Genomic DNA, 18335 nt, shown 5'->3' with positions numbered 1-18335 from the left:
GCCAAAAAAAGGAGAAGCATGTCGGAACAGCCCATCAAGCTCGCCGTGGTGGTCGGAAGCGTCCGGGGCGGCCGGTTCGGCACCACCGTCGCCCGGTGGTTCGCCGACCAGGCCGCGCGACACGGCGGCGTACAGGTGGACCTGGTCGATCTCCTCGACCACCCACTCCCGCTGGCCATGCCGGACGTCGCCGCCGAACCGGGCCCCCGGACCCAGGAGATCTTCCACCGGTTGCAGGCCCGGCTCGCCGCCGCCGACGCCTTCGCCGTCATCACCCCGGAGTACAACCACAGCACCTCCGCGGTGCTGAAGAACACCATCGACTGGTACCTGGACGAGTGGAAGGCCAAGCCGGTCGGCCTGGTCTCGTACGGCGGCATGGGCGGCGGCCTGCGCGCCGCCGAGCATCTGCGGCAGATCTTCGCCGAGGTCCACGCGATGACCGTGCGGGACGTCGTCAGCTTCCACAACGCCTGGCAGTCCTTCGAGAAGGGCGGCGAGCCGGCCTCCCCGGAGGGCAGCGAGGCCGCCGCCAAGACCCTGCTGGACCAGCTCACCTGGTGGGCCGAGGTCCTGCGGGACGCCAGGGTCACCCGCCCCTACGTGAGCTGACCGGCCCAGCCATCCCCGAGAGAGGTACTCATGACCGACGCAGAGAAGAAGCAGATGGTGCTGGTGTTCGGCGCGACCGGCAATGTCGGGCCGCTCGCCGTGGCCCAGCTCCTCGAAGCGGGCGCGCACGCCCGGGCCCTGGTGATCGAGAACGATCCGAACATCGGCCGGCTGCCCGCCGGAACCGAGGTGTTCCACGGAAATCTCGCCGATCCGGACAGCCTCACCGCGTGCCTGGAAGGAGTTGACGCGGTATTGCTGATGTGGCCCTTCTTCACCCTCAATGTCGATACCGCGCCCGAGGTGCTGGAGAAGATCGAACAGAAGGCCCGAAAGGTCGTCTTCATTTCCTCCATCGGTGTTCACATCGGCCTGGAACCGGTGAACAACAACTGTCATGCCTACATAGAGAATCAGCTGGAGAAGACCGGCCTTGAATGGACCTTTCTCCAGACCACGGGATTCGCCGGCAACGCCCGGATGAGCTGGGCCCACCAGATCACGGCGGACGGCGTGGTGCGCTCCCCGTACGGCTCGGCCGCCCGCTCCCCGATCCACGAGGCCGACCTCGCCGCCGTCGCCGTACGCGCGCTGACCACCGAAGGGCACGCGTACCAACGCCACGTGGTGACCGGCCCCGAGGCGCTCACCCAGACCGAACAGCTCGCCATCATCGCGGAGGTGACGGGAACGGACCTGCGCTGGGAGGACGTCCCGCACGAGTCCGCCCGCGACGCCATGATCAACTCCGGCTGGCCGCCCTCCTACGCCGACGGCGCGCTGGACTACTTCGCGATGCTCGTGGACACCCCGGAGACGGTGACCTCCACCGTGGCCGAAGTCCTCGGCCGGCCGCCCCGCACCTTCCGTGACTGGGTCACCGAGAACGCCGACGCCTTCCGTTGATGGCTGACATCCGCCGGTGCCCCGGACAACGGATGGGACGATGACCGTTATGACGACCACAGGCCATATCACCTATCGCACACTTCGCACCCGTAGCACGGATTTCGCGCGGGAACTGGCGGATTCCCTCACCGCCGAATTCGACCGCTGGGTACGGCACGCGGACGGATTCCGTACCGCCCGCGTCCATATGGACCTGGACCGGACCACCGTGGTGATCCGCACCGAGTGGGAGAGCGCCGAGCAGTACCGCAAGGGCGTTGAGGAGAACCCCGAGAACGCGGCACTGGAGGCCCTGCGCGCTCACCGGGACGTCACGGAGGTCACCGACCTCGCCGGCGCCCCGTCCCCCGGCATCACGGGCCCGGCCGCCGCCGAGCCGCCCGGCATGGCCGTGGTCGCCATCCGGCGGACCGTCGGGCCGGAGGGCACCCAGAAGATCAGCGAGGCGCTGCTGGGCACCGGGGACTGGAAGAAGACCTTCCCCGGCTTCATCCGGGCGCAGCCGTGCGTCACCCCGGACGGCGCCACCTTCATCAACTATCCGCAGTGGGTGGACGAGGCCGCCTACCACGCCTTCATGGCCGACCCCCGCAACGCCCAGGGCCGCTCCGGCCTCGCGCACTGGGAGGCCACCCCGCCGGAGGTGGTGATCTGCACCGTCCACGCGCAGATCGACGCACCCTGATCCATCAGGAGGTGACAGCGATGACCGCCTTGCGCAGCACGGGATCGCTGACCGGAGGGAAGCTCTCCGAACTCGACCAGCTGCGGCTGTTCGAGAAGAAGTACGACCCGGTGACGACGGACATCCTGTCGTCCCTTCCGCTCGGCCGCTCCTGGCACTGCCTGGAACTCGGCGCGGGCGCCGGATCGATGGCCCACTGGCTGGCCGACCGGGTGGATGAGGGCTCCGTGCTGGCGGTCGACGCCGACCCCCGGCACCTCGACCCCGGCCGCTCCGCCGCCCGGCTGACCGTGCGCGAGGCGGACATCACCGAGGAGGAGTTCACCGCCGGACGGTACGACCTCGTACTGGCCAGGGCGGTCCTGGAGCACCTGCCCCGGCCCGATGAGCTACTGGCCCGCGCCGTCGAATGGCTCGCCCCCGGCGGCTGGCTCGTCGTGCAGGACTTCTACTACCTGCCGGCCGAGCACGCCGCCACCCCGGTGTCCCGGGCGCTGGTGGGCGCCTACGTGCGGCGCATGGAGAGCCAGGGCGCCGATCTGAGCTGGGCGCGCCAGCTGCCCGCGACACTGGGGCGCGCCGGGCTGACGGACATCGGCTCCCGGGTGACCCCCGCCGGCCCGGGACAGTCGCCGGCCGACGACGAACTGATCGGTACGCGCATGCGCCAGGAGGGCCACACCCTGGTGGCGGGCGGACTGGTGACCGAGGAAGAGCTGAACTCGTTCCTCGGACTGCTCGGCCGGCCGGAGGGGCGGGACATGACCACGCTGCTGATCTCCGCATGGGGACGGCGGCCGGTGGGGGAGACCCACGAGTGACACCGGCACGCCGGGCGCGCCTTGTGGTGCGCCCGGCGTGACCACCCACCGCCCGACCACTGGAGCGCCACTGTGCGGGACACCACCGATACTTCCGTTTGTCCGATCACCGTGGAGGCGGCCGGCGTACGGCTGTCCGGACTCCTCGCCCAGCCGGGCGGGACGGCGGCGCCCCGCGCCGCGATCCTCGCCCTGCACGGCGGCGGAATGAACGCCGGCTACTTCCACAGCCGCCCACACCCCGACCAGTCGTTCCTGGAACTCGGCGCCCTCCGGGGCTGGACCGTCCTCGCCCTCGACCGGCCGGGCTACGGGGCATCGGCCCAGGCGCTGCCCCACGGACTGCCCCGCACCGAACAGGCCACCGTGCTGCGCGCCGCCCTGGCGGAGTTCGCCAGGAACCACCCCGTGGGCGCCGGCTGGCTGCTGGCCGCCCACTCCTACGGGGGAAAACTGGCCCTGACGATGGCCGCGCACGACGAGGGGGGCGGGGACGGGGGCGGGGACGGGGGCGCCGGCCCGGCCCTGATCGGCGCGGACATCTCTGGCCTCGGGCACCGCTGGGCCACCGACCCCCCGGACCCCGCGACCCCGAGCGGGCTGCGTACCCGGCGCCTGCACTGGGGCCCGCTGAGCGGCTACCCGCCGGGCACCTTCACCAACGCCCAGAAGCTGACGGAGCCGATGCCCGCGCGGGAAGCGGCGGAACTCCGACGCTGGCCCACCACCTTCGACGCGCTCGCCCCCCGGGTACGGCTGCCCCTGCGACTCACCTTCGCCGAACACGAACAGTGGTGGCGGCACGACGAGCCGGCCCTCACCGACCTGACAGCCCGACTGGGCGGCAGCCGGACGATACGGGTCGAGCGACTGCCGGGAACCGGGCACAACGTGAGCCTCTCCTGGCAGGCCCGCGCCTACCACGAGAGCGTGCTGGCATTCTTCGACGACTGCCTGAAGCCGACGAACCCGGGAACGGCAGGACCGTAGCCGGACGCCAGAGCCGGCCGCCACAAAATCAATACCACCCACCCCCCACCCGCTGGCAGAATTCCCCGCTGTGCTCCCGCTCCTCCAGGCCGACTGCGGCAACTGCTTCGCGCTGTGCTGCGTCGCCCTGCCCTTCGCCGCCTCCGCCGACTTCGCCACCGACAAACCCGCCGGCCGCCCCTGCGCCAACCTCCGCACCGACCTCCGCTGCGGCATCCACGCCCGGCTGCGCCCGGCCGGCTTCACCGGCTGCACCGTCTACGACTGCTTCGGCGCCGGCCAGCGCGTCTCCCAGGACACCTTCGCGGGCCGCGACTGGCGCGGCGACCCGGACACCGCCGCCGCGATGTTCGCCGTCTTCCCCGTGATGCGGCAGCTCCACGAACTGCTCCAGTACCTCACCGAGGCCCTCACCCTCCCGCCCGCCGCACCGCTGTACGGCGAGCTGCGCCGCGCCCGTACCGCCACCGAGCGGCTCGCCGCCGGCACCCCGGACGAACTGCTCGCCCTCGACGTGCCCGCCCACCGCGGCACCGTCAACGAGCTGCTGCTGCGCACCAGCGAGCTGGTACGGGCCGGGGCCCCCGGCCGCAAGCGCCGCGACCACCGCGGCGCCGACCTGATCGGCGCCGGACTCAAGGGCGCCGATCTGCGCGGCGCGAACCTGCGCGGCGCCCTCCTCATCGCCGCCGACCTGCGCTCCGCCGACCTCACCCGGGCCGATCTGATCGGCGCCGACCTCCGCGACACCCGGCTGCACGGGGCCGATCTGACCGGCGCGTTCTTCCTCACCCAGGCCCAGCTCAACGCCGCCCGGGGCGACGCCGCCACCCGCCTCCCCGCCACCCGCACCCGCCCCGCGCACTGGACGGCGGGCTGAGCGGCGGTTACCGCTACCGCATCCGGTGTGCGAGCAGTACGTGGGCGAGGGCGACCTGTGACGGTTCGAGGCCGGACTTGCCGTCCTCGATGTCCCACAGGGCGTTCTGGAGGATCCGCCCCAGCGTCCAGCCCGCCGCCCGCCGCCGGCCCAGGCCGACCGCCTCGGTCAGCTGGTCGAAGCGGCGCAGCAGCGTACGGCGTACGTCACCACTCAGCGGCGAGTCCAGGGCCGGCCACAGATCGAACCCCGGGTCGCCCGCGAGCGGTTCGGGGTCGATGGCCAGCCACGGCTCGCGCTCCCCGGCCAGCACATTGCCGTAGTGCAGATCCCAGTGCAGCAGCCGGTCACCGGCCTCGCCCATCAGCTCGGCGGTGGCGTCGGCGCAGGTACGCACCAGCCGCCGTTCGTCCGGATCGGCCAACGACGGTACGGCCCCGGGCGCCGCCGCCACCATCGCGGCGGCGACGTCCCCCAGTCGCCGCATCCCGACCGGCGCCGGCACCGCGCTCAGCCGGGCCAGCAGCGCACCGAGAACCCCGGTGGCGGCGACATCATCCTCGGCGGCGAGCCGGGCCAGCGGACGCGCCGCGTCCAGCCGCTCCAGCAACAGCGCCCCGCTGTCCGCGTCATGCTCCAGCAGCCGGACGACCCCACCCCCGTCCCAGGCCAGCAGCCCGGGTACGACACCGGCGTTGTCCTCCTCCACCGGCTGGATCTTCAACACGGCAGCCGTACCGTCCGCGCACCGCCGAACCGGCAGCACCACCCCGGCCATCCCGTGCCCGACCACCCCGTCCGGCCGCAACGACCACCGGTCGAGCAGCCCCCCGACCACCCCCGGCAACGCCGCCACCCACCCGGCCTGCTCGGGCCGCGCCGCACGGAACGCGTCGGGCACGACGAGGCGAAACGATGTACTCATCTGTGGACCTACTCCTTCGCAAAGATCATCGGCACAGCGACACAACGAAGAAGCAAGAACGGAGGCCCCCGGCAACGGGAGCGGCGTCAAAGCATGTGCCCCACCCTATCCGGCACCGAGCAGCACCTTGATCGCCTCCACGGGCGAGCCAACCGCGTGGTCCGGCGCCGGGTGATCGGCGGGCCAGACGCGGTCCCGGCGCATCCAGATCGTGCGCAGTCCCACACCCCGCCCGCCCAGTACATCCGCGGTGACGCTGTCGCCGGCCATCCATCCCCCGGCATCCCCGCCGCTCCCGGCACCGCACCGCTCCCGGCGCGGGCGAAGATCCGGGGATCGGGTTTGCGTATCCCCTCCGCCCCGGAGATGCACCACCCGTCGAGCAGCTCGGCGAGCCCCGTGCGGCGCAGCTTGGACAGCTGTGTCTCCTCGCTGCCATGGGTCACCACGCCCACCCGCCAGCCGGCCGAACGCAGTTGGGCCAGGCCATCGAGAACATCCGGATCGCAGCGGATGTGCCGTGGATAGTGCCACCGGTAGTGCTGCCACAGCTGCTCGCCAGGGGCGGCGAGCCCGTACCGCTCCCGGACCGCGCCGAAGAACTCCGCCTTCGGCCGCATTCCGTCCGCGTCCAGCTCGACCAGCCACGGCACCGCGTCGTCACCGCGCAGCCCCCAACGCAGGGCGAACTCCTCGGCCCACCGCAGGAAGGCGGGCGCGCGGTCCACCAGCGTGTTGTCGAGGTCGAACAGCGCCAGCTTCATGTGGGCACGGTAGCGATACCAGTGACCGAACATCCGATCCCCGCACGCGCGTTGCGGCTCCCCGGCGGCGGCGGACCGGGTCAGGAGGTGACGCCGGCGCCGGCCCTCGCCGCCGCGGCCAGGTAGGCCGACACCACCGGCCGGTCATCGCCCACCCGGGCGGCCACGGCCAGCTCGCACGGGGCGACGCCGCGCACGGGCAGGGCGACCACCCCATCCCGTACGAGCAGCGCGGCGTTGCCGCCCGCCAGCAGCACTACGCCCTGGCCGCCGGCGATGGCCTCGTGGGTCTCCTCCGCGCTGCCCACCTCGCCGCCGATCCGCGGCGCGCGGCCCGCGCGGGCGTCCAGAGCCAGCCAGTAGTCCCGGAGCGGACCGGCCTCCGGGGGGAGGGCGAGGAACGGCTCGTCGAGGAGATCGGAGAAGTCCACCGCTCCCTCCGGGTCGGCGGCGGCCCGTGCCACCAGGGGGTGCTGGCGCGGCAGCGCCACGAGGCAGGGCTCGCGGGCCACCACCACGTACCGGTAGCGGTCGCCGTCCGGCAGCGGGCGCCAGACGAAGGCGACATCGCTCGATCCGTCCGCCAACCCGCAGCTCGGGTCGGCCCAGTTGACCTGCCGCACAACGGGGCGGGCTCCCGGACAACGGGACAGCAGCCGGGTCCGCAGCGCGGGCAGCAGCCCGCGGCCCGGGCTGGTGGACATGCCGATCACCAGGTTCTGGAGTCCGGCCGCCCGGACGTCCGCCACCGCCGCCTCGGCCGCCCGCCAGGCGGCCAGCATCGCGCGGGCGTGCGGCAGCAGGGTCTCGCCCACCGCCGTCAGCCGCACCGCCCGCCGGTCCCGGTGGAACAGCTCGGCGCCGAGCTGCTTCTCCAGCATCCGTATCTGTTTGCTCAGCGCCGGCTGGGAGATGAACAGCAGCTCGGCCGCCCGGGTGAAGCTCAGTTCCTCGGCGACCGCTGCGAAGTAGCGAAGATCACGCCCGTGGACATCCATAACCCATGGTTATCACGGCAGGTCTTGGACATGCCTGCGGAGTACGGCGAAGGATGGGGCCACGGCGTACGGCAGTTGACCGATGAGGGAGACGGAGCAACCGATGAGCGACAAGGGCGGCAAGGTATGGCTGATCACCGGCGCGAGCAGCGGTTTCGGTCGGGCCGTCGCCGAGGCCGCGATCGCCGCCGGAGACACGGTGATCGGCACGGCCCGGCGGACCGAGGCACTGTCCGGCCTGGTCGCGGAGCACCCCGACCGGGTGGAGGCGATCCGCCTGGACGTCACCGACGGAGAGCGGATCGACGCGGTGGCCGCCGATGTGCTGAACCGCTACGGCCGGGTGGATGTCCTGGTGAACAACGCCGGCCGCACACAGGTCGGAGCGTTCGAGGAGACCACCGACCGGGAGTTGCGTGACCTGTTCGAATTGCACGTCTTCGGCCCGGCCCGGCTGACCCGGGCGCTGCTGCCGCAGATGCGGGAACGGGGCAGCGGATCGATCGTGAACATCAGCAGCTTCGGCGGGCAGATGTCCTTCGCCGGATTCTCCGCGTACAGCGCTACCAAGGCGGCGCTGGAGCAACTGTCGGAGGGACTGGCCGATGAGGTGGCGCCCGCCGGTATCAAGGTGCTGATCGTGGAACCCGGAGCGTTCCGCACCAACCTGTTCGGCAAGGGCGCGGCCTACTTCTCCGAACCGCACCCGGCGTACGCGCAGAAGGTCGGCGCCACCCGGGACCTGGTACGGAACGGCGACGGCAACCAGCCCGGGGACCCGGCGAAGGCCGCGGCGGCGATCCGGCAGGCGCTGGACGCGGAGAACACCCCGCTGCGGCTCGCCCTGGGCGGTGACGCGGTGGACGCCTTGGTCGGACACCTGGACTCGGTACGGGCCGAACTGGCCCAGTGGGAGGAACTTTCCCGGGCGACGGACTTCGACGGACAGTGAGCACGGCCATGGGCGGGCGGCGATCAGTGCCCCCCATCACCTCCCCGATCGGCCGCCGATGCCGTCCAGGACCGTGGTCAGGTTGTGGTGAAAGGTCTCCTCGGGGTTGAGGTGGGCGCCGTCGATGACCAGGCGGGAGACGGTGGGGTACCTGCCGGTGTTCAGCATGCGGGTGAGGTAGGGGCCGAGGCCGGCCTGAAAGGCGGCCTTGTCGGTGCCGGTGGCACGGACGGTGCGTCGTTCGGTCACCTCTGTGCGAATCGCTCCGACGAGGAAGGCGTTGAAGGCCCCCAGCGCCCGCTGGAGGTCGTCGGTCCCGCGCACGCCGGGTGCCCGGCTCAGCGCCGCCGCCGTCGCTTCGCCCACGGCGAGCGCGTGAGGCCCCAGGTGGGGCCGTCCGCCGAGCAGGTCGGCGAACCACTCGTGGTCAAGGGCGGCCTCGCGGGTCGCCTGGGCGATGGCCACCGCCGTGGCCCGCCACCCGTCGGGCCGGCCGGCCTCTGCGATCCGGGCGTAGACGACGTCGACCATCAGGTCGAGCAGTTCGGATCTGTTGATCACGTAGTCGTAGAGCCGCATCGGACCGATGCCCAGTTCCTTGGCGATCTTGCGCACCGACAGGCCGTCGAGGCCGTGCGCGTCGGCAAGCCGGATCGCCGTGGTCGCGATCTTCTCGCGGCTCAACGGCACCGGCGCCGCCCGTGGCTGAGGCTCGGGCCGTTCCCAGACGGGCAGCGCCTCGTTACCGTACGGTGTACTCATGAATACATCGTACGGTAACGGCATGGCGGCGCGCATCGCGATCGCCGGTGGTGGCCTCGGCGGGCTGACGCTGGCCCGGATCCTGCACCGGCACGGCATGGATGCGACGGTGTACGAGCGCGAGGCCGGCCGATCCGCCCGGCCGCAGGGCGGGTCGCTCGACCTGCACCCGGAGTCCGGACAGCACGCCCTGGCCGAAGCGGGTCTCGCCGCCCGGTTCCGCTCGACGGCGCGGCCCGACGGCGAGGAGCATCGCATCCTCGATCCGGCCGGACGCACCCTGATCCACCACGAGCCGCAGCCCGGCTCGTTCTCCGGACGTCCCGAGATCGACCGGAGCGCACTGCGCGACCTGCTGCTCGATTCCCTCCCCAGCGGCACGGTGGCGTGGGGGCGCCGGCTTGTCGCGGCGGCGCCACGACCCTCCGGCGGCTGGCAGCTGACGTTCCAGGACGGCCACCACGCCGACTGCGATGTCCTCGTCGGCGCGGACGGCGCGCGCTCAGCCGTCCGGCCGCTGCTGACCGACGTTCAACTGTCGCCGGTGGCGACCCTCGTGGAGCTGACGATCGAAGACGTCGACCGCCGCCGTCCCGATCTCGCCGAGCTGGTCGGCCCCGGGAACCTGTGGTGCGTCGGCGAGAACCGGATCCTCGCGGCGCAACGCCTCGGCGACGGCAGCCTGCGGGTCGGGATATCGCTGCGCGCGGCCGATCGCCCACTCGACGCCTTCCGCAGCAAGCGCGCCCTGCTGGACGTGTTCGATGGCTGGTCCCCGCGCCTCACCGCGCTGATCGAGGCCGGCGACGGCGCGCCCATGCCGCGCGCGATCGAGGCGATGCCGACCCGTACCCGCTGGCCCGGCCGACCGGGCGTCACCCTCATCGGCGACGCCGCGCATCTCATGCCGCCGGTCGGCGAGGGCGCCAACCAGGCCATGCTCGACGCCGCCGAACTCGCCGCCCGCCTCGCCGCCACCCCCGCCGACCCGGACTCGGCGATCAGGGCGTACGAGGAGGGGATGTTCGCCAGGATCCACCCGATCGCCGAGATGTCCGCACGGGTCCAGGCGATGATGCTGTCCCCCACCGCCGCCGAGGACCTCGTCCGCTTCTTCACCGCCCGCCCCGCCGAACCGGCACCGGCGGACTGAGCGCGCCCGGGATCAGGCAGGCGCCCCCCGGCCGCCGGGGCCGGCGTCCGGCGTGCCGATCCCGGCGGCTCGGAGGTTGCGCGCCTCCCGGCTGCCGGGGTCGAACGGCTTGGCGGCGGTGAACACGATCCGTACGTTCTCGGGTGTGATCACCTCCACGTCCCGGGTGTTCCAGGGGGTGTCGCGCGGATCACCGACAGAGCCCGGCACCTCTCCCCCCTCTCCCAGCGCGCGGCACGCTTCGACGAGCGGGTCGAGCTGGTTCAGTACACACGCGAAGCTGAAACTCACCGCCGGTGTCCCGGCCGGGCCCGCCGGGCCCGGGAGCGCCGTGGCCGGGACCAGGAGCACGTCCTGGAAGGCCCAGCGGCGCAGGTGCACCATCCGGCCGGGGATGCCGAACAGCTCGAAGAAGCCCAGCCCCCGGGTCCAGAAGTCCACGGACGCCGCCAGGTCGCCGGTCGGGATCGTGATGAACGCCGGCATGCCGTAGATGCCCCGGAACGGTTCCGGCGCCACCGCGTCGGGGCCGGGCGCCGGGACGGGGCTCATCCCGGCCGCGTTGAAGTGGTTGTCATCGGAGTGGTTGCTCATGCCTCCCACCGTCGTCCCTCACGCCGGGTGAGGAGCAAGCCCGTAAGCCACCGCCGGGCCTCTTGCGCCTCAGCGGGCGGCGAGCCGCTCCAGCAGGGTGGCGCTGCGGGCCAGCAGCGCCCGTTCCTCGTCGGTGAGTTCGGCCTCGATGGCCTGCGCGAGCCAGCCGGCCCGGCGGCCCCGCTCGGCTTCCAGCGCGGCGCGGCCCGCCGCCGTCAGTTCGACCAGTGACTTGCGGCCGTCGGTGGGGTGCGCGCGGCGGGTGATCAGGTGCTGTTCCATGAGCAGCCCCACCGCCCGGGCCATCGACTGCGGCCGTACGCGCTGATCCGTGGCGAGGTCGCTGGTGGTCATGGCGCCGTTGCGGTCGAGGGCGCCGAGTACGGCGACCTGGCCGAGCGGGATGCGGTCCTCGTGTTTGACGCGCCGGGTGAGTTTGCCCATGGCGGTGCGCAGGTCGGCGGCGATGGCGGCGGCTTCCGGGGTGGGCATGCGGCACTTTACCCCGCTGGCCGGCCGGCGCTGCTGTGCGCTGACCTGCACAGCAATGCTGTACAGCAATTCTGTACAGCCAAACTGAGCAGCATTGCTGTAGGGTTTCGGTTGCCGGGCCCAGCGCCAGCGCTGTCGCAGCCGGGGTCGCGGCACACGACAACGGGAGGAGCTCCCATGTCCACCATCACCACCGTCACCGCCCGCCGGATCATCGACAGCCGGGGCAACCCCACCGTCGAGGCCGACGTCGTCCTCGCGGACGGCTCCCTGGGCCGCGCCGCCGTCCCCTCCGGCGCCTCCACCGGCGCCCGGGAAGCCGTCGAACTGCGCGACGGCGACGCCGCGCGCTGGCACGGCAAGGGCGTCGACCGCGCGGTGGCCCACGTCAACGGAGAGATCGCGGCCTCCGTACGCGGCCGGGACGCGGCCGACCAGGCCGGCCTCGACGCCGCCCTGATCGCCCTGGACGGCACCGCCACCAAGTCCCGGCTCGGCGCCAACGCGATCCTCGGCGTCTCCCTCGCCACCGCCAAGGCCGCCGCCGCCCACCACCACCGGCCCCTCTACCGCCACCTCGGCGGCCCCGACGCCCACCTCCTGCCGCTGCCGATGATGAACATCGTCAACGGCGGTGCCCACGCCGACAATCCACTGGACTTCCAGGAGTTCATGATCGCGCCGGTAGGCGCGGACACCTTCGCCGAAGCCGTCCGCATGGGCAGCGAGGTCTTCCACACCCTGCGCCGCGACCTGCTGGCCGCCGGGCACTCCACCGGCGTCGGCGACGAGGGCGGCTTCGCGCCCGCGTTGCGTACCGCCGAAGAAGCCCTCGACTTCGTGATGGCCGCCATCGAACGCACCGGCTACCGCCCCGGTACGGACATCGGCCTGATCATGGATCCGGCCTCCTCGGAGTTCTTCCGCGACGGCGTCTACGACTACACCGGCGAGGGCGTGCGCCGTACCCCCTCCCAGCACGCCGACCACCTGGCCAAGCTCATCGACGCCTACCCCGTCCTCTCCATCGAGGACCCGATGGCCGAGAACGACCTGGACGGCTGGCGCGAGCTGACCGCCCGCGTCGGCGACCGCTGCCAGCTCACCGGGGACGACGTGTTCTGCACCAACGAGACGCTGCTGCGCGAGGGCATCCGTACCGGCGTCGGCAACTCGGTCCTGGTCAAGGTCAATCAAATCGGCACCCTGACCGAGGCACTGGCCACGGTGGCCACGGCCCACCGGGCGGGCTGGACGGTGGTCATGTCGCACCGCTCGGGCGAGACGGAGGACACCACCATCGCGGATCTGGCGGTGGCCACCGGCTGCGGCCAGATCAAGACCGGCTCGCTCTCCCGCTCCGACCGCACCGCTAAGTACAACCAACTCATCCGGATCGAGGAGGAGCTGGGCGACGCCGCACGCTTCGCGGGGCGCTCCGCACTGCGCGCGGCCCCCCGCCCCTGATGAGGTACGAGGCCGGGCGCCCGGCGGGGAGGCGGCTCGCGCACGCGACCACCCAACCGGGCCGATGTACGCGCCGGGCGACCGCCGTCCCCCCTTCTGATGTCCGCCCGGAGAAGAAGCCGCGCCGATTGTCCGAATTTCATTAGCATGCGGACGCATGGAACGTCTCTCCGAGATCACCCTCCTCGCCCCGGCGACACCGGACGCACGCCGCTTCCTCCACGCACTGCGCTCGCTGCTCGACGGGGTGGCGTACGCCGCACCGGACGGCCGCAACACCGACCGCCTGACCTTCACCCCGCCCCGGCCCAGCGGCGCCCTGCCGGTGACGGCGTTCGAGCTGGCCGATGTACCCGCGCCCCGAATCGACTTCGACACCGGCCAGTCCATCGACGTGTGGGTGGGCGACACCCCCGATCCGCGCGCGGTCGCCGCCACCGTCGGAATGGCGGAACTGACCCGCCGGCTCGCGGGGCATGTCCGGCGGATCGACCACACCGGCGTGAGCCTGCCCGCCGCCACCACCTCACCTGAGCAGTGGCGGGACCTGGTGGGCGCGCTCGCCACGGTGGCCACGGTGTACCGCTATCCGGGCGGAGAGGAGTGGCCGTTCATCCTGCCCTCCTCGGCGGCTGAGTTCGCCGACGACATAGACGACTTCGTCGTCGGCCGGGAGCCCAGGTTCGAGCTGGTACACGACCAGTGGCTCAGCCAGTCACAGCTCCAGTTCGCGCTGTGGACCGATCTGACCCGGGCCGCGCTGGAGCGGATGTTCCCGGATCCCGAGGGGCTCACGCTGCCCGGGCTCGGGGACGTCTTCCGCACCGTCCCGGTGGCTCCCCCGTGGCCGGGGCTGAGCATCAGGTTCGACCTCTGCTATCGCGTCGACGGCGGCCCCACCGACTGGGAAACCGGCGAATGGCTGGTCACCGAGGGCGGTCGCATCCGGTGAGGCTGTCAGTGGGTGCCCCTACGATCCGGGGTGGCAGGTGATCAAGCAGCAGGCTGAGGGGCGCCGTTCCGTATGACCACGATCTACAAGGTATCCATCGACTCCGTCGAGGGCCCGACCCTCCGGGCGAGGATCCACCTCGTCAACCCCGACGCCCCGTACGTGCCCGAGGAGGCCGCCTTTCCGCTGTCGCTCCTGGCGGACGCCTGGTCCAACATGGACCAGGGGTACGTCTACACCCTGGGCACCGAGGAACGCGGCGGCGAACGGTACCCCTTCACGGCGGAGCGGGCCAAGGAGATCGTGACGGGCATGCGGCTGCGGGAGGAGCTCTCGCAGCTCTTCGACCTCATCCTCGGCAAGGTCATACCCGTCACCGAAGAGGGGTACCTCCTGGCGGCGGACGGCCGCACCGTGCTCGAACCCCGGCGCGCGGCGGCAGAGGTGTACCGGCTGAGCGGGGCCGGCGGAAGCGACGGCGTTACCCACTTCGTCCGGACCTCCGGCGATCAGGAGGAGTTCACCCGCCGCGCCGCCGCCGTCGTGACCGCGTACGACATCAGCCGGTACGGGAACGTCCCGCTACGCAGCGAGGTCGCCGCGTCGGCGGACCCCGAGGGGTCCTGGGACCCGCAGGAGTGGGACGGCCCCGCCGACCTGTACGAACGCGCGACGTGGGACCTGCTGGCCGACCACCCCTTCGCCGAACTGCCCTACGCACGGATCATGGTGACGGTCAGCGACGCGGGCTACCTGGACCACCTCGCCGCAGGAATGCGATGGGGGACGGCCATGACCGGTCACGTCTGCTGACGAGCCCCAGCCGAAGCGACGAAGGCGGCCCAGGCCGCCGGGGGGAGGTGGAGCCGGGGACCGGTGGGATTCTTGGAGTCGCGTACGGCCACCGTGGTCCGTATGTTCGTCGCGACCTCCACGCAGTTGCCGTGGGTGGTGCTGTAGCTGGACTTGCGGAAGACGAACTCATGCATAGGGCGTTCTCCTTGTCTGTCAGCGGCGGGCTTCAATCGCGCTGGAGGTCATGAAGGCGGTCCAGGCAGTGGGGGGGAGGTGGAGCCGGGGGCCGGTGGGGTTCTTGGAGTCTCTTATGGCCACCGTGGTGTGTATGTTCGTCGCGACCTCGACGCACTCGCCGTTGGTGGTGCTGTAGCTGGACTTGATGAACCGGAACGCCACCACGGTCACATTTCCTTTCGGATGGTGTCGATCAGCGCGATCGAGTCGTGCTGAGCGAGGCTGGCCCTGGCGGTGGAAGCGAAAGCAAGCCGGTAGAGGGCACTGTCAGCCTCATTCTCCACCCACACGGTAGAGCCGATGGTGTCCGAGTGGACGACGTCCATGGCGTCGGACTCCGCGAAGGAGATGATGTTGAATGTGCCTCCGATGCAGGCATGCGAACCCGCCCGGAAGGGGAGCACCTGCAAGTTGACGTTGGGCAGTTGGGCCATGTCGATCAAGTGGTTCAGCTGCTTGCGCATCACGGACTGCCCGCCGATCTGCTGTCTCAGGGCGCCTTCCCACACGATGGCATAGAGATGCAGCGGCTGGGCGGCGTGGAGGCGCTGCTGACGCATCTGGCGTACTTCGACGATGGGTTCGATCTCATCCGGGTTGTCCCAGCTGCCTTCCCCCACGGCGAGGGCCCGGGAGTATTCGGCGGTTTGCAGCAGCCCGGGTACCAGCGACAGTTGCCAGTTTTGGACCCGGGTCGCCACGTCCTCCATGGAAATGTACTCGGCCATGCTGCCGGCGGGTGAGTAGTGCTGCCACCAGCCCTTCGCCTTGCGACGCTCCCGGTCCAAGCGGGCCAGTCGCAGCAGCGCTTGAAGCGCCTCGGGGTCGGTGCAGCCGTAGAACTCGTACAGGGCCTTGATGTCCGGGTCACGCACCGGAACCCAGCCGCGCTCTATCTTGACGAGCTTGGTCGGCGTCGCGCTCAGCACATCGGTGGCCTGCTGCTGCTTGAAGCCGGCGGCGACCCGCAATCGCAGCAGTTCGGCACCGAGCTTGCGACCCAAGACAGTTGAGGTCTGGTTGGACTTCGTTACCGGTGAACTCACAGTGACAGTCATACCTCTTTCCGTGGCTCCAGGTCGACCGGATTCACTCTTTCAGGAATATCTTCCCTGAATGGATTGCTCTCTCGAAGTTCTAGGCCATGCCGTCAGTCATTGACCGCTCACTCTCGTGGAAGGTGTGATCGTCCATGGCTGCCGCCGTCCCCCTCCCCCCACCGCCTGATCCGCCCCTGGTGCTCCGTCAGGACCGCCTTGACTACACGCCCGTTCCCGGCAGCGTCCGGCTCGCCCGGCGGCGGGCCGCGCGGCTCGTGGGGGAGTGGGGGTGTCCCCGGCTGGCCGGGGATGCCGCGCTCGTCGTCTGCGAGATGGCGAGCAACGCCCTACTGCACGGCCGGGTGCCCGGCCGCTGCTTCCGGGTTCATCTGATGCTGCTGCCCGCCGTGTTGCGGGTGGAGGTCACCGATGCGCTGGGGGAGCGGGTACCCGTACAGCGGCCCGTGGTCGGCGAATCGACCTGCGGGCGGGGGCTGTTGCTGATCGGGGCGCTGGCCGCGCGGTGGGGTGTCCTGCCCCTGCTGGTCGGCAAGACGGTGTGGGCCGAGTTCGATCTCAAGGAGGAGGAGGGCAGTGGGCATGTGGTTCAGCCGGCGTGACCGCCGGGCCGACGCAGCGCCGATGTCGCACCGGATGCGGTGCGATCTGTGCCGCAAGAAGTCGGGCGCCAGCGTGGACTTCGGGCACGTACAGGACTGGCAGCTCGACCATGCGGCGCGCAATCCGGGGCATCGGCAGTTCACCGAGATCCTGACCCGGCCCTGGCGCACGGAGCGTCAGGCGGTGACGCTGGGGATCGAGATCGCCACCGTGCAGGGGGACGGCTGGTACCGGACCGGTGAGTGCGCGCTGTGCGACCACTCGGGGGTGGCGGTCAACTGGATCGGGTCGGCTCGGGTCGCCGGCCGGTTCGCGCATCTCTTCGGCTGTCAGGACTGCGTGACCGCGCTGCACGAACGGGTGACCCGCACCTAGCGCTCACGCCATGGACCGGCCGGCGCCAGGGCGCGGAGCACGGCCGCCAGTCGCGGTGGCTCGACCGGGTCCGGCAGCGAGTCCAGGTCCGGCCGTGTGACCCACGCGTGGGTGTCCAGGCTGGCCTGTTCGTCGGGCAGCAGGCCGGTCCGTACGAGCGGGGGTCGCTCGTCGGCGAATCGCGCGAGGAAGAAGCGCTCGGTTGCGATGTACCGCTCACCGTTCCACCGGAAGTCGCGGTCGACCGGCACGGACCGGTCGAGCACGGCGGCGGGGTCGAGGCCGGTTTCCTCGGCCAGTTCGCGCCGCGCCGCCTCCAGCGGCGTCTCACCCGGCTCGATGCCGCCACCGGGCGGCTCCCAGAGCCATGTCCCGTCGTACGGATCGCGCCAGCGCAGCAGGAGCAGGCGTTGGGCGGCGTCCAGACAGACGATCCGGGCGGCGGGCCGGTGGTTGCTGTGCACCGGTCCGACGGTACGCCCCGCGCGGAACGCCGTTCAAGACGGTCAGACGGTGATCGCCGGCTGGGTGGGGCTGAGCCAGTGGATCGTGGTCCCGTCGGCGTGCGGGGTGAGCAGGGTGATCAGTTCCTCCGCCGCCTGCTTGACGAGCGCGCCGTCGCGGTCGGCGTGCAGGGTTTCCAGGAGGAACGCGACATGCGTGGAGTCCTCGGTGACCCGGGTGCGGTGGGCGTCGCGGTGGTTCCAGTGCCGGGTCAGTACATCGGTGGCGTCGGTGTAGATGATCTCGCCCGGCTTGGGGGTCTCGGTGGTGTCGGGCTCGCCGAGCGGCGTGAAGGACTCGGTGCCGTCCGCGTACCGGATGTGCACATCGCCGCTGACCTGGTCCAGGTCGAACGCTCCGGCGGGCAGGCCGTGCCGTACGGAGGCGGCGTTGTAGGAGTCGACGGCCGGGTTGATGCGCGGCAGCGCGCCCTTCTTGGCGAGGCGGCGGCCGAGCGCGTCGACGCTGGGGCGGATACGGCGCGGGTTGGTGCCGAAGGCGCGGTACGCGGTGTGCCATGCCTCGATGCGCGGGTCGGCCTCGTCGGCGGGGTGCCAGCTGCCGTCGGCGAGTTGCCGCTCCAGTTCGGTGACGGCGTCGTCGGTGGCGGGCCACGGCTCACGGCCGCGCAGGCCGGAGGCGGTGACCAGGGCGATGAGCGTGCCGGGGAAAGCCGCCGCGACGGCGGGGGTGAGGTGGAAGGTGGGCATGGGTGGGCAAGCTCCGTTCCGACGTTGGTTCAGCGAAAGCGACCGAATGGTGCACTCCAGTGAACCACAGAACGGGCGGCCCACCCCGGGTGGGGCG

The 18335-nt window shown here is 71.5% G+C and carries 24 protein-coding genes; 13 read left to right on the top strand and 11 right to left on the bottom strand.

Translation table 11 applies throughout. The annotated features are described in order from the left end of the window. Positions 1-18 precede the first annotated feature (18 nt). The 6 genes from AC5WRL_RS19265 (at position 19) to AC5WRL_RS19240 (ending at position 4897) form a co-directional block, all read left to right on the top strand. Positions 19-612: an NADPH-dependent FMN reductase gene (locus AC5WRL_RS19265; RefSeq protein ID WP_496089841.1), complete on the top strand. Its 594-nt coding sequence runs from the start codon at positions 19-21 to the stop codon at positions 610-612. Between the two features lie 30 nt (positions 613-642). Next, the gene (locus AC5WRL_RS19260; RefSeq protein WP_496089840.1) at positions 643-1518 is read left to right on the top strand and encodes an NAD(P)H-binding protein; all 876 of its coding nucleotides are present in this window, start codon (positions 643-645) and stop codon (positions 1516-1518) included. Positions 1519-1567: 49 nt separating this feature from the next. After that, positions 1568-2206: an antibiotic biosynthesis monooxygenase gene (locus AC5WRL_RS19255; RefSeq protein WP_496089839.1), complete on the top strand. Its 639-nt coding sequence runs from the start codon at positions 1568-1570 to the stop codon at positions 2204-2206. 20 nt (positions 2207-2226) lie between these two features. Next, positions 2227-3027 (top strand): class I SAM-dependent methyltransferase, encoded by an 801-nt coding sequence (locus tag AC5WRL_RS19250; protein ID WP_496089838.1) that lies wholly within the window; start codon positions 2227-2229, stop codon positions 3025-3027. A gap of 72 nt (positions 3028-3099) precedes the next feature. Next, positions 3100-4017 (top strand): alpha/beta hydrolase, encoded by a 918-nt coding sequence (locus tag AC5WRL_RS19245; protein WP_496089837.1) that lies wholly within the window; start codon positions 3100-3102, stop codon positions 4015-4017. A 70-nt stretch (positions 4018-4087) separates the two neighbouring features. Continuing rightward, the gene (locus tag AC5WRL_RS19240; protein ID WP_496089836.1) at positions 4088-4897 is read left to right on the top strand and encodes a pentapeptide repeat-containing protein; all 810 of its coding nucleotides are present in this window, start codon (positions 4088-4090) and stop codon (positions 4895-4897) included. A 13-nt stretch (positions 4898-4910) separates the two neighbouring features. Here AC5WRL_RS19240 and AC5WRL_RS19235 read toward each other — a convergent pair whose 3' ends face one another. The 3 genes from AC5WRL_RS19235 to AC5WRL_RS19225 all read right to left on the bottom strand — a co-directional run bounded on the left by AC5WRL_RS19235 (position 4911) and on the right by AC5WRL_RS19225 (position 7584). Then, complete coding sequence (locus AC5WRL_RS19235; protein ID WP_496089835.1) at positions 4911-5822, bottom strand: aminoglycoside phosphotransferase family protein; 912 nt, start codon at positions 5820-5822, stop codon at positions 4911-4913. Between the two features lie 86 nt (positions 5823-5908). Then, on the bottom strand, positions 5909-6586 hold the full coding sequence (locus AC5WRL_RS19230; RefSeq protein WP_496089834.1) for an HAD family hydrolase: 678 nt from the start codon (positions 6584-6586) through the stop codon (positions 5909-5911). Between the two features lie 80 nt (positions 6587-6666). Then, positions 6667-7584 carry a LysR family transcriptional regulator gene (locus AC5WRL_RS19225; protein WP_496089833.1) on the bottom strand — a complete coding sequence of 306 codons (918 nt, stop codon included), beginning with the start codon at positions 7582-7584 and terminating at the stop codon, positions 6667-6669. Positions 7585-7687: 103 nt separating this feature from the next. On the opposite strand from AC5WRL_RS19225, the gene AC5WRL_RS19220 reads away from it, so the two are divergent. Continuing rightward, a complete protein-coding gene (locus AC5WRL_RS19220) occupies positions 7688-8536 on the top strand; it encodes an oxidoreductase (RefSeq protein ID WP_496089832.1) in 849 nt (282 codons plus the stop codon). 36 nt (positions 8537-8572) lie between these two features. Here AC5WRL_RS19220 and AC5WRL_RS19215 read toward each other — a convergent pair whose 3' ends face one another. After that, the gene (locus tag AC5WRL_RS19215; protein ID WP_496089831.1) at positions 8573-9298 is read right to left on the bottom strand and encodes a TetR/AcrR family transcriptional regulator; all 726 of its coding nucleotides are present in this window, start codon (positions 9296-9298) and stop codon (positions 8573-8575) included. Between the two features lie 22 nt (positions 9299-9320). Between AC5WRL_RS19215 and AC5WRL_RS19210 the strand changes: the two genes are divergently transcribed. After that, on the top strand, positions 9321-10451 hold the full coding sequence (locus AC5WRL_RS19210) for an FAD-dependent oxidoreductase (RefSeq protein ID WP_496089830.1): 1131 nt from the start codon (positions 9321-9323) through the stop codon (positions 10449-10451). A 12-nt stretch (positions 10452-10463) separates the two neighbouring features. Here AC5WRL_RS19210 and AC5WRL_RS19205 read toward each other — a convergent pair whose 3' ends face one another. Together AC5WRL_RS19205 and AC5WRL_RS19200 are read right to left on the bottom strand one after the other, a co-directional pair. Then, a complete protein-coding gene (locus AC5WRL_RS19205; protein WP_496089829.1) occupies positions 10464-11045 on the bottom strand; it encodes a VOC family protein in 582 nt (193 codons plus the stop codon). 69 nt (positions 11046-11114) lie between these two features. Next, positions 11115-11537, bottom strand: a complete 423-nt coding sequence (locus AC5WRL_RS19200) for a MarR family winged helix-turn-helix transcriptional regulator (protein WP_496089828.1) — start codon at positions 11535-11537, stop codon at positions 11115-11117. A 177-nt stretch (positions 11538-11714) separates the two neighbouring features. On the opposite strand from AC5WRL_RS19200, the gene eno reads away from it, so the two are divergent. The 3 genes from eno to AC5WRL_RS19185 all read left to right on the top strand — a co-directional run bounded on the left by eno (position 11715) and on the right by AC5WRL_RS19185 (position 14769). Next, positions 11715-13004, top strand: coding sequence for a phosphopyruvate hydratase (gene eno / locus AC5WRL_RS19195; RefSeq protein WP_496089827.1), 1290 nt, complete (start codon positions 11715-11717; stop codon positions 13002-13004). A 157-nt stretch (positions 13005-13161) separates the two neighbouring features. Further along, on the top strand, positions 13162-13956 hold the full coding sequence (locus AC5WRL_RS19190; protein WP_496089826.1) for a hypothetical protein: 795 nt from the start codon (positions 13162-13164) through the stop codon (positions 13954-13956). A 72-nt stretch (positions 13957-14028) separates the two neighbouring features. Further along, a complete protein-coding gene (locus tag AC5WRL_RS19185; RefSeq protein WP_496089825.1) occupies positions 14029-14769 on the top strand; it encodes a hypothetical protein in 741 nt (246 codons plus the stop codon). Here AC5WRL_RS19185 and AC5WRL_RS19180 read toward each other — a convergent pair. The 3 genes from AC5WRL_RS19180 to AC5WRL_RS19170 are packed head-to-tail and all read right to left on the bottom strand — an operon-like array spanning position 14757 to position 16046. Next, positions 14757-14945, bottom strand: a complete 189-nt coding sequence (locus AC5WRL_RS19180) for a DUF397 domain-containing protein (protein ID WP_496089824.1) — start codon at positions 14943-14945, stop codon at positions 14757-14759. The genes AC5WRL_RS19185 and AC5WRL_RS19180 overlap by 13 nt on opposite strands. A 19-nt stretch (positions 14946-14964) precedes the next feature. After that, positions 14965-15159 (bottom strand): DUF397 domain-containing protein, encoded by a 195-nt coding sequence (locus AC5WRL_RS19175; protein WP_496089823.1) that lies wholly within the window; start codon positions 15157-15159, stop codon positions 14965-14967. After that, a complete protein-coding gene (locus AC5WRL_RS19170) occupies positions 15156-16046 on the bottom strand; it encodes a helix-turn-helix domain-containing protein (RefSeq protein ID WP_496089822.1) in 891 nt (296 codons plus the stop codon). The genes AC5WRL_RS19175 and AC5WRL_RS19170 overlap by 4 nt, the downstream gene beginning before the upstream one ends. A gap of 134 nt (positions 16047-16180) precedes the next feature. On the opposite strand from AC5WRL_RS19170, the gene AC5WRL_RS19165 reads away from it, so the two are divergent. Both AC5WRL_RS19165 and AC5WRL_RS19160 read left to right on the top strand, forming a co-directional pair. Continuing rightward, positions 16181-16648, top strand: coding sequence for an ATP-binding protein (locus tag AC5WRL_RS19165; protein WP_496089821.1), 468 nt, complete (start codon positions 16181-16183; stop codon positions 16646-16648). Then, a complete protein-coding gene (locus tag AC5WRL_RS19160; protein WP_496089820.1) occupies positions 16629-17024 on the top strand; it encodes a DUF7848 domain-containing protein in 396 nt (131 codons plus the stop codon). Before AC5WRL_RS19165 ends, AC5WRL_RS19160 begins: the two co-directional genes overlap by 20 nt. On the opposite strand, the gene AC5WRL_RS19155 is transcribed toward AC5WRL_RS19160, so the two are convergent. Together AC5WRL_RS19155 and AC5WRL_RS19150 are read right to left on the bottom strand one after the other, a co-directional pair. Further along, the gene (locus AC5WRL_RS19155) at positions 17021-17488 is read right to left on the bottom strand and encodes an NUDIX hydrolase (protein ID WP_496089819.1); all 468 of its coding nucleotides are present in this window, start codon (positions 17486-17488) and stop codon (positions 17021-17023) included. The two genes, AC5WRL_RS19160 and AC5WRL_RS19155, sit on opposite strands and share 4 nt — an antisense overlap. Positions 17489-17530: 42 nt before the next feature. Next, entirely contained in the window at positions 17531-18238 is a 708-nt protein-coding gene (locus AC5WRL_RS19150) for a B3/B4 domain-containing protein (protein WP_496089818.1), read from the bottom strand. Between the last annotated feature and the right edge of the window lie 97 nt (positions 18239-18335).

The organism is Streptomyces sp. NTD107 (assembly GCF_059510435.1).
The sequence above is the reverse complement of the archived record's forward strand: the minus strand, read 5'-3'. Positions and strand labels throughout refer to the sequence as shown.

Bases quoted from the DNA above. Each gene is read 5' to 3' on its own strand.
- eno (WP_496089827.1), top strand. From the start codon at position 11,715: ATGTCCACCATCACCACCGTCACCGCCCGCCGGATCATCGACAGCCGG.
- AC5WRL_RS19260 (WP_496089840.1), top strand. From the start codon at position 643: ATGACCGACGCAGAGAAGAAGCAGATGGTGCTGGTGTTCGGCGCGACC.
- AC5WRL_RS19170 (WP_496089822.1), bottom strand. From the start codon at position 16,046: ATGACTGTCACTGTGAGTTCACCGGTAACGAAGTCCAACCAGACCTCA.
- AC5WRL_RS19165 (WP_496089821.1), top strand. From the start codon at position 16,181: ATGGCTGCCGCCGTCCCCCTCCCCCCACCGCCTGATCCGCCCCTGGTG.
- AC5WRL_RS19255 (WP_496089839.1), top strand. From the start codon at position 1,568: ATGACGACCACAGGCCATATCACCTATCGCACACTTCGCACCCGTAGC.
- AC5WRL_RS19205 (WP_496089829.1), bottom strand. From the start codon at position 11,045: ATGAGCAACCACTCCGATGACAACCACTTCAACGCGGCCGGGATGAGC.
- AC5WRL_RS19190 (WP_496089826.1), top strand. From the start codon at position 13,162: ATGGAACGTCTCTCCGAGATCACCCTCCTCGCCCCGGCGACACCGGAC.
- AC5WRL_RS19150 (WP_496089818.1), bottom strand. From the start codon at position 18,238: ATGCCCACCTTCCACCTCACCCCCGCCGTCGCGGCGGCTTTCCCCGGC.
- AC5WRL_RS19160 (WP_496089820.1), top strand. From the start codon at position 16,629: ATGTGGTTCAGCCGGCGTGACCGCCGGGCCGACGCAGCGCCGATGTCG.
- AC5WRL_RS19200 (WP_496089828.1), bottom strand. From the start codon at position 11,537: ATGCCCACCCCGGAAGCCGCCGCCATCGCCGCCGACCTGCGCACCGCC.
- AC5WRL_RS19235 (WP_496089835.1), bottom strand. From the start codon at position 5,822: ATGAGTACATCGTTTCGCCTCGTCGTGCCCGACGCGTTCCGTGCGGCG.
- AC5WRL_RS19185 (WP_496089825.1), top strand. From the start codon at position 14,029: ATGACCACGATCTACAAGGTATCCATCGACTCCGTCGAGGGCCCGACC.
- AC5WRL_RS19250 (WP_496089838.1), top strand. From the start codon at position 2,227: ATGACCGCCTTGCGCAGCACGGGATCGCTGACCGGAGGGAAGCTCTCC.
- AC5WRL_RS19230 (WP_496089834.1), bottom strand. From the start codon at position 6,586: ATGAAGCTGGCGCTGTTCGACCTCGACAACACGCTGGTGGACCGCGCG.
- AC5WRL_RS19225 (WP_496089833.1), bottom strand. From the start codon at position 7,584: ATGGATGTCCACGGGCGTGATCTTCGCTACTTCGCAGCGGTCGCCGAG.
- AC5WRL_RS19215 (WP_496089831.1), bottom strand. From the start codon at position 9,298: ATGAGTACACCGTACGGTAACGAGGCGCTGCCCGTCTGGGAACGGCCC.
- AC5WRL_RS19220 (WP_496089832.1), top strand. From the start codon at position 7,688: ATGAGCGACAAGGGCGGCAAGGTATGGCTGATCACCGGCGCGAGCAGC.
- AC5WRL_RS19265 (WP_496089841.1), top strand. From the start codon at position 19: ATGTCGGAACAGCCCATCAAGCTCGCCGTGGTGGTCGGAAGCGTCCGG.
- AC5WRL_RS19210 (WP_496089830.1), top strand. From the start codon at position 9,321: ATGGCGGCGCGCATCGCGATCGCCGGTGGTGGCCTCGGCGGGCTGACG.
- AC5WRL_RS19180 (WP_496089824.1), bottom strand. From the start codon at position 14,945: ATGCATGAGTTCGTCTTCCGCAAGTCCAGCTACAGCACCACCCACGGC.